We start from the raw sequence: 8,651 nt of genomic DNA on the forward strand, positions 1-8,651 counted from the left end.
AAAACCAAGGCACTATTGTTGGAGTTGGCGGCTCAATAGGCCCTAGGCCGCGCGCACAAAGAACAAAAAAAGCCCGCTTGCGGGCTTTTTTTGTTGTCATACCTGAGGGTTGAAGCATTAGTGAGCGTGTAAATGGCTCTGTAGCATTTCTGCGGCATGAGCACGCGTTTGCGCCGTGATATCGATGCCGCCGAGCATGCGCGCGATTTCATCGATGCGTTGGTCTGCTTGCAGTTGGTGGATATGAGTACTGGTGGTTTCCAACCCCTGGACCTTTTGCACAATGCAATGGTTGTGACCCAAAGACGCGACTTGCGGTAAGTGGGTCACGCAGATTACCTGACCCCGGGCACCAACCGACCGCAGCATATGGCCCACTATTTCTGCCGTGGCACCACTGATGCCGACATCCACCTCATCAAATACTAAGGTAGGGATGGTCGAATGTTCGGCACAGACCACCTGAATTGCGAGCGATACGCGTGACAATTCACCACCGGAAGCCACCTTAGCCAAGGCTTGCAATGGCTGACCCGGGTTGAGGCTGATGAGGTATTCGACCTGATCGATGCCGACGGAGGAGGCGCGTCCCTCCGGATTAAATTGTAGGCTAAACTTGGCACCGGGCATGGCCAGTTGGTTCAACTTCTCAACGACCTCCTCAGCAAAGGTGCAGGCCTTCTTTTTGCGCAGTTTGGACAGGGCGGTTGCCAGTTTAATATAGGTCAGCTTGCGACGCTCGACATCGTCGCTCAGGCCAACGAGCAATTCGTCATCGTTTTTCAGCTCGGCGAGCTCGGCGAGCAAAGTTTGTTGATGCGCGACCAAATCGGGCGAATTAACCCGATGCTTTCGAGCCAATTCATGGATTTGATTGAGCCGTTCCTCAATCTGAAACCGGGTTTCGTCATCAACCACAAAACTCTCGATATAGCTGTTTAGATCGTGGCTGCTTTCCTCAATTTGAATCAGAGCACTGTCGAGCAAACTTAAGGCATTGGTCAGGTGCGTTGAACTGTCGTTCAAACCCTGCAATAAATGTAAGGCACTTTTTAACTCTTGGGTCAGATCAATATCGCCATCATCGCCCAGCTTGCTTAACGCCGAATGAGCGCCCGCTAATAGCACAGTACTCTTATCTATCCGTTTGAAATCGGCCTCGAGTTGCTCGACCTCACCGTCCTGTAAATCTAACTCTTCTAATTCATCGCATTGGTATTGCAGCAGCTGCAAGCGTGCGTTTTTCTCGGCGGTGTTTTGCACCAACTGTTTCAACTTACGATCGAGGCCCTGCCAACTGACCCAGGCGTCCTTGACTTGCGCTGTTTTAGCGCCCAGACCGGCATATTCATCGAGCATGCGAAGGTGGGTATCAGTGCGCATCAGCGACTGATGGGCATGTTGGCTGTGGATATCGATGAGAAACTCGCCCAGTGTTTTAAGTTCGGCCAAGGGCACCGGTTGACCATTGATAAAGGCCCGCGATCGACCGTCACTGGACACTATGCGACGCAAAATGCACTCCACGCCATTATCGAGATCGCGTTCGAGCAACCACTTTGCCGCCATCGGGATCCGCTCGACGCTAAAGGATGCGACCACTTCGGCACGCTTTTCACCATGGCGCACTATGTTGCTTTCGGCGCGATCGCCCAAGGCCAGATTCAGGCTGTTAAGCAAAATTGACTTACCGGCACCGGTCTCGCCCGAGATCGAGGTCATGCCGGGCTGCCAATCGATGTCGATATTATCGGCAATGGCAATATTTCGGATCAATAGATTCTGCAACATGGTGGAATTCCTTGTGGTCGTATACTGTATATGTATACAGCTAAGCTGGTTATCGATCAAGTTGTTTGTACCAGCGAACACTAAAAAAGCCTTGAACTGCTGTTTTTAACACAGTTTTATTGGTTCTAGCGTGCAAAGCCCCCTTGAAAAGAAAGGGTAAACCCCAATTAAATCCGCCGTCAGTTAAGTTCAGTGTTGAGTGGATAGGGTAAGCAATGACCAGTGAAGATAAGTCAGTTGAAGAAATGCCAGTAAATGAGCCCGTTAGTCCTGAGGATGTGACGGTGGAAGACGTGATGGCCAGCGAAAGCGAAGCGTCGAGTGATCTGGTCGTGCAATTAGCTGCTGCTCGAGAAGAAGCCAGCAAAATGCGCGACCAGTACCTACGCTCGGAAGCCGAAATGGCTAATCTGCGTCGCCGGGTCGAGAAAGATGTCGAAAACGCGCATAAGTACGGGCAGGAAAAACTGTCCCGCGAGCTGCTAGCGGTGGCAGACAATCTGGAACGAGCGGTGTTATCGAGCGAAAGCGAGAGCGCCGACCTGGTATCGCTCAAAGAGGGGGTCGATCTCACCCTAAAGGGCCTGAAAGACCTCTTTATTAAGTTCAATATCGAAGCTATCGATCCGGAAGGCAATCCTTTTGACCCACAATTGCACCAAGCAATGACCATGGTCGAAAACCCGAACGTCGAACCCAATACCGTGATAGCGGTGATGCAAAAGGGCTATCTGCTCAATGGCCGGCTTATTCGCCCAGCCATGGTGATGGTCAGCAAGGGCGGCACTGCTGCCAGCAAAACGATTGATGAAACAGCCTGATTTACGCAGCGTCAGGACTTGAAATATATTTGATTGCTCACATATCGTTGAGCACGCAAGAACGAACTTTTACGGAGTAAATTAGAATGGGCAAAATCATCGGTATTGACCTGGGCACGACCAACTCGTGTGTATCGGTCCTGGAAGGCGGCAAGCCTAAAGTTATCGAGAATTCTGAAGGCGATCGCACCACACCATCGATCGTTGCATACACAGATGACGATGAAATCCTCGTCGGTCAGTCTGCCAAGCGCCAAGCCGTTACCAACCCCGCCAACACCGTTTATGCGGTAAAGCGTTTGATTGGCCGTCGCTTTGAAGACGATGTCGTGCAAAAAGACATCGCCATGGTGCCCTACAAGATCGTCAAGGCCGACAACGGTGACGCGTGGGTTGAAGTGAAGGGCGACAAGAAAGCGCCACCACAGATTTCTGCCGAAATATTAAAGAAGATGAAGAAGACGGCCGAAGACTATCTGGGCGAATCTGTCAGTGAAGCGGTTATCACCGTACCGGCCTATTTTAACGACGCTCAGCGTCAGGCCACTAAAGACGCTGGCCGTATCGCCGGTCTGGATGTTAAACGCATTATTAACGAACCTACTGCTGCGGCACTGGCATACGGCATGGACAAGCGTCGTGGTGACAGCGTCATTGCGGTCTACGACCTCGGTGGCGGTACCTTCGATATCTCGATCATTGAAATTGCTGAAGTCGATGGCGAGCACCAGTTTGAAGTACTGGCAACCAACGGTGACACCTTCCTAGGTGGCGAAGACTTCGACATGCGCATGATTAACTACCTGGCTGAAACCTTCAAGAAAGAGTCGGGTATCGATCTAAAAGGCGACGCCCTGGCAATGCAACGTTTGAAAGAAGCTGGCGAGAAGGCTAAGGTTGAACTGTCCTCTGCCGCGCAGACCGACGTAAACCTGCCGTACATCACCGCCGATGCCAGTGGCCCGAAGCACTTAAATGTCAAGGTCACCCGCGCCAAGCTGGAATCACTGGTTGAAGACTTGATCGAACGCTCATTAGAGCCGGTTCGCATCGCTCTGAAGGATGCCGACCACGATATCTCCGATATCGATGAAGTTATTCTGGTGGGTGGCCAAACGCGTATGCCGATGGTCCAAGCCAAGGTTGCTGAATTCTTCGGTAAAGAGCCGCGCAAAGATGTTAACCCAGATGAAGCCGTTGCTGTTGGCGCAGCCATTCAGGGCGCCGTTCTGTCGGGTGAAGTGAAAGATGTATTGTTGTTAGACGTGACGCCATTAACCCTGGGTATTGAAACCATGGGTGGTGTCTTAACGCCGCTGATCGACAAGAACACCACCATCCCAACTAAGAAGAGCCAGACCTTCTCTACTGCAGACGATAACCAGGCCGCCGTGACCATTCACGTGCTGCAGGGTGAGCGTAAGATGGCCGGTCAGAATAAATCCCTGGGGCGTTTTGACCTTGCCGATATTCCGCCGTCACCACGCGGTGTACCACAGATTGAAGTGAGCTTTGACCTGGACGCCAACGGCATCCTGAACGTCTCGGCTAAAGACAAGGGCACCGGCAAGGAGCAATCGATCATCATCAAGGCCAACTCCGGTCTGTCCGATGAAGAAATCGATCAGATGATTAAAGACGCCGAAGCCAATGCCGAAGAAGACCTGAAGTTTGAACAACTTGCCCAAGCGCGTAACACCGCCGATGGCCTGGTTCATGCCACGCGCAAGTCACTGAAAGAAAATGGTGACAAGGCCACGGACGAAGAGAAAGAAAGCATCGAAGCGGCCTGTGTCGCGGTAGAAGCTGCCATTAAGGATGAAGACAAGGAAGCGATCGACAAGGCTGTAGAAGCCCTGAGCGAAGCCTCTTCTGCATTTTCACAGAAAATCTATGCCGACGCCGCTCAAGAAGCCGGTGCAGGACCCGAAGCCGGTGCCGATGCATCTGCCGAAAGTGCTGACGACGCAGTGGATGCAGAGTTTGAAGAAGTTAAAGATAAGTAAGTGATATCCCGATAACCGGCCGACCGGGCGCACCTTAGCGTGCCGCTTCTAGGCTGATACAGGATGGTTAAATCGCGGGTCATCGACCCGCGTTTTTGTATTGAGTAAGGCAATCAGCATTATGTCACAGCGCGACTATTACGAGATTCTGGGTGTAGCCAAGGGTACCGACGAAAAGGAAATCAAGAAGGCTTATCGTCGTATGGCGATGAAATTTCATCCCGATCGGAACCCGGACGACAAAGAGTCTGAAGGCAAATTCAAAGAGATCAATGAGGCCTATGAGGTCTTGTCCGACAGCCAGAAACGACAGGCCTACGACCAGTTCGGCCATGCTGGTGTCAACGGCCAAGCCGGTCAGGGCGGTCAGGGTGCGGGCGGTTTCAGCGATATCTTTGGCGATGTCTTTGGCGATATATTCGGCGGCAGTGGCGGTCGCGGGCGATCGTCAGTACAGCGTGGCTCAGACCTAAAATACAATATGGAACTCACTCTGGAAGAGGCCGTTCGCGGCATCGAAAAGACTATCCGGATTCCATCGCTGGCCAATTGTGGTATTTGCGCCGGTTCTGGTGCCAAGAAGGGCACCTCGCCGATCGGCTGCACCACATGTGGTGGTTCGGGCCAGGTGCGCATGCAGCAGGGCTTCTTCGCCGTGCAGCAAACCTGCCCGGCCTGCTCCGGTGCTGGCAAGATCATCAAGGACCCCTGTACCGGGTGTTACGGTCGTGGCGTTAAAGAAGAGACGAAAACCCTCAACGTCAAGGTACCACCGGGCGTCGACACCGGTGATCGCATTCGCCTCTCCGGTGAAGGCGAAGCCGGTCGTCACGGCGGACCGGCCGGGGATCTCTATGTTGAAGTGCATGTGAAGCAGCATGAAATCTTCGAGCGCGACGGGGCCAATCTCTATTGTGAAGTGCCTATCAGCATGACCGAAGCCGCCTTGGGTGGCGAATTGGAAGTGCCGACCCTAGAGGGTCGGGTTAAGCTGAAGATTCCGCACGAAACTCAGACCGGTAAACTCTTCCGTTTGCGCGGCAAGGGCGTTAAGCCAGTTCGCGGCCAAGCCGTTGGCGACCTGATGTGCCGTGTGGTGATCGAAACGCCCGTGCATTTGACGGCTCGGCAAAAGGAATTGTTGCAAGAGTTGCAGCAAAGTCTCGAGGGCAAGAAACACTCACCGCGCAGCAAGGGCTGGTTTGACGGGGTGAAGAAGTTCTTCGACGAGGTCTAGGCCTGTCAGTGCCACCCAACCAGGGTCTCTGATCGAAAAGAGGCTGGTGAAAAGGCTTAATAGTGCACCAATGGCGCTGTTAGGCCTTTTTTTTTGAACCGAATGTTCCCTATACTCACAGCCGTTAACTAACGAGAGAGCCACAGATGCAAAAAATCATTATCACCGGGGCCGACGGCCGTATGGGCCGAGCGCTTCTGAGTGCGGTCTTGGACAATCCGCAGCTGCAATTGGTCGGCGCCGTGGTTAAGGCCGATTCTAGCCTGATTGGCGCGGATGTCGGTGAACTAATCGGCCGTGGGCGACTGGATATCGCGCTCAGTAGTGATTTGTCCAGCCTACTCGCCTCCGACACCATTCTAATTGACTTTACCGCGCCACAGGCCACGCTGGACAATCTCGCGGCAGCCCTTAAGCATCGCTCAGGTGTGGTGATTGGCACCACCGGTTTTAACGCCGAGCAACTGATCGAGATGAATAGCTATGCTGATCGACTAGCCGTGGTCTATGCCGGCAACTACTCGGTGGGCGTTAACCTGTCACTGCAACTACTGCGCCTGGCAACCCGAGTCATGGGTGCGGACAGCGATATCGAGATTATCGAGGCGCACCACCGCCATAAGGTCGATGCGCCCAGCGGTACCGCTCTGATGATGGGCGAGGCCGTCGCCGAGGCGCTGGGCCAGCCGTTGCAAGCCTTAGCGGTTACCGATCGCGCCGGTCAAGTTGGCGCACGAGCCCCTGGCACCATCGGCTTCGCGTCCTTACGTGGCGGTGACACAGTCGGTGAGCATACTGTGTTGTTTGCCGCCGAGGGCGAGCGCTTGGAAATCAGCCATAAGGCTAGCAGTCGCCAAACCTTCGCGCGCGGGGCGCTCAAAGCGGCTCAATGGTTAGCCGATCAGGACAAATTGGGCCTGTATAACATGGAAGATGTCCTAGGTTTTCGTTAGGCACCGGAAATTTTCCCCTGCCAGTTGGAGTTAGGGCGGAAGGTTCGACTATACTTAGGGGGTCGGGCCGGCCAGTTAGGTTGATTGTTGATCATAAAAGCACCAAAATTGAACAACTTATGGCCAACTGTTAAGACTCTACTACCAATAAGGCCATTTTGCTCAAAGTGTTGATTTCGACCTGAAAAGCTAGTTAGTCATTCAAAATGACAGTCTACATGAGTTGATTTTGATCAAGGTGGGATTCGATCGGGGGGAAAAGCTTAAATACTGGGCCTTAGGGCGAAAAAAGGGGTTGACCGGACCGTGCCGCTCTGTTTTTATAGTTGGCGATGGCTGTTCGGCTCACCGGCCAGCCCTGGGATAAAAATAAATGACAAGAAGTCTTCTACCCAGCCGATGAGAATCGCCTATCATAATATAGATGACATCTTAGTTAGTTAGTTTGTCACAGTAACGTTTTGACACCGCATGCTTTTTGAGATAATTGTATGCAGGGTTAACGATAACAAGGAAAAGTAATTCATTCCGAATTACAAATCCTATCAATTACTCTGGTCTTTTAACCAGGTTTGATAATAAAAATAGGGGAATCTAATGAAAGCTATTTTTGCAGTTACTGCTCTCGCTGCTGCTATCTCTGGTCAAGCACTTGCGGCTGATACAGAAACAACTACAACTTTTTCCGGTGCTCTGGATGCTCGTGTTATTTATAACATGGCTGGCGCTACCGAAGTTCTGACTCCTCTTGATTCTACTTTCGACGTAGATTTGAACGATGATGATGACTTCCTATATGGCATCTCTATGGAAGTTGCTGTAACAAACGGTCCTTTTTCTGGCTCTTTAGGTATTGAGTCTGACGAAGATACTGGTGTTACTGCTACTCTGGGCGACTTAGTCGTTACTGACGGCAACCTGTCCTTCGGTCAGGTTGGCGGGCTTATGTCTACTGATGAATACATCGATGCCTCTGTTACTATGGCCGGTGATGACGACATGGAAGACGGAATTGCCTTCCGTTATGTCGCAGCTGAAGGCGTTACTGTTCAGTTGGGTGGCGATGAAGCCAACACAACTGGTACTTCTATCATTGCTTCTGCTCAATACGCTGGTGCTGCTGGTTCTTTGGCCTATGTTGTTGAAGGCCAAATGAAGGCTAGTGCACTCGGTTCTGAACTGGGCTTAGACGCGCCGATGTTTGTCGGTGCTGCTGCAACTTACAGCGCTGATATCGCAACCGTTATGGCTGCACTGAACTACACTAGCGACACTGCTGGCGCTACTGATACAGATTATGCGGTTAACGCGACTACTACAGTTGCCGGCGCGACTCTGACTGTTGGTTACTTGGAGCCTAGCACCGAGACTACAGACGACGAAGAGATGTTCGGTGGTGTTTCTTACGCTATTGACGTGATCACATTGTCTGCCGGTTACAAGATGACTACACTTGCTGACGCTGGCGATGAAGTGACTGCTGGTTTGGGTTACTCTGCTGGCCTGATGGCTTACTCTGCAGACGTTACCCTCGGAGAGTTCGATGCTGCTACAGCTTCTGACGCTTTGATCGAGTTGAACGCGACTTACTCTGCTGCTTCTGGTGTTTCTTACTACGGTGATTACGCCATGCAAGGTGACGCGACTAACAGCGTTACATTGGGTGCTAAGTACTCTTTCTAAGTTCAGACTCGTCTGAAACCTAGAACATAAGACCAACCTTCGGGTTGGTTTTTTTATGGGCGAGACCTAATGATAAGCCCAGGACGGCAGCAGTCGTCCTCTCATATCTTGTCTTAAGGTTAGGCGCATTGGTCAGGGATGAACCCTAAACCTGACTATA

The 8,651-nt window shown here is 52.0% G+C and carries 6 protein-coding genes; 5 read left to right on the forward strand and 1 reads right to left on the reverse strand.

Annotated elements, in window-relative coordinates:
* Positions 1-117 precede the first annotated feature (117 nt).
* Positions 118-1,791 carry a DNA repair protein RecN gene (recN, locus tag AC4FIC_RS01955; protein ID WP_273284766.1) on the reverse strand — a complete coding sequence of 558 codons (1,674 nt, stop codon included), beginning with the start codon at positions 1,789-1,791 and terminating at the stop codon, positions 118-120.
* 215 nt (positions 1,792-2,006) lie between these two features.
* Between recN and grpE the strand changes: the two genes are divergently transcribed.
* The 5 genes from grpE to AC4FIC_RS01980 all read left to right on the forward strand — a co-directional run bounded on the left by grpE (position 2,007) and on the right by AC4FIC_RS01980 (position 8,491).
* The gene (gene grpE / locus AC4FIC_RS01960) at positions 2,007-2,612 is read left to right on the forward strand and encodes a nucleotide exchange factor GrpE (protein ID WP_100258235.1); all 606 of its coding nucleotides are present in this window, start codon (positions 2,007-2,009) and stop codon (positions 2,610-2,612) included.
* An 86-nt stretch (positions 2,613-2,698) separates the two neighbouring features.
* Complete coding sequence (dnaK, locus tag AC4FIC_RS01965) at positions 2,699-4,618, forward strand: molecular chaperone DnaK (protein WP_100258234.1); 1,920 nt, start codon at positions 2,699-2,701, stop codon at positions 4,616-4,618.
* Positions 4,619-4,739: 121 nt separating this feature from the next.
* Positions 4,740-5,855, forward strand: coding sequence for a molecular chaperone DnaJ (gene dnaJ, locus AC4FIC_RS01970; RefSeq protein WP_100258233.1), 1,116 nt, complete (start codon positions 4,740-4,742; stop codon positions 5,853-5,855).
* Between the two features lie 146 nt (positions 5,856-6,001).
* Entirely contained in the window at positions 6,002-6,808 is an 807-nt protein-coding gene (gene dapB / locus AC4FIC_RS01975) for a 4-hydroxy-tetrahydrodipicolinate reductase (protein WP_100258232.1), read from the forward strand.
* 597 nt (positions 6,809-7,405) lie between these two features.
* Positions 7,406-8,491, forward strand: coding sequence for a hypothetical protein (locus AC4FIC_RS01980; RefSeq protein WP_100258231.1), 1,086 nt, complete (start codon positions 7,406-7,408; stop codon positions 8,489-8,491).
* Positions 8,492-8,651 lie beyond the last annotated feature (160 nt).

The sequence above is a fragment of the Reinekea sp. genome, assembly GCF_982785585.1.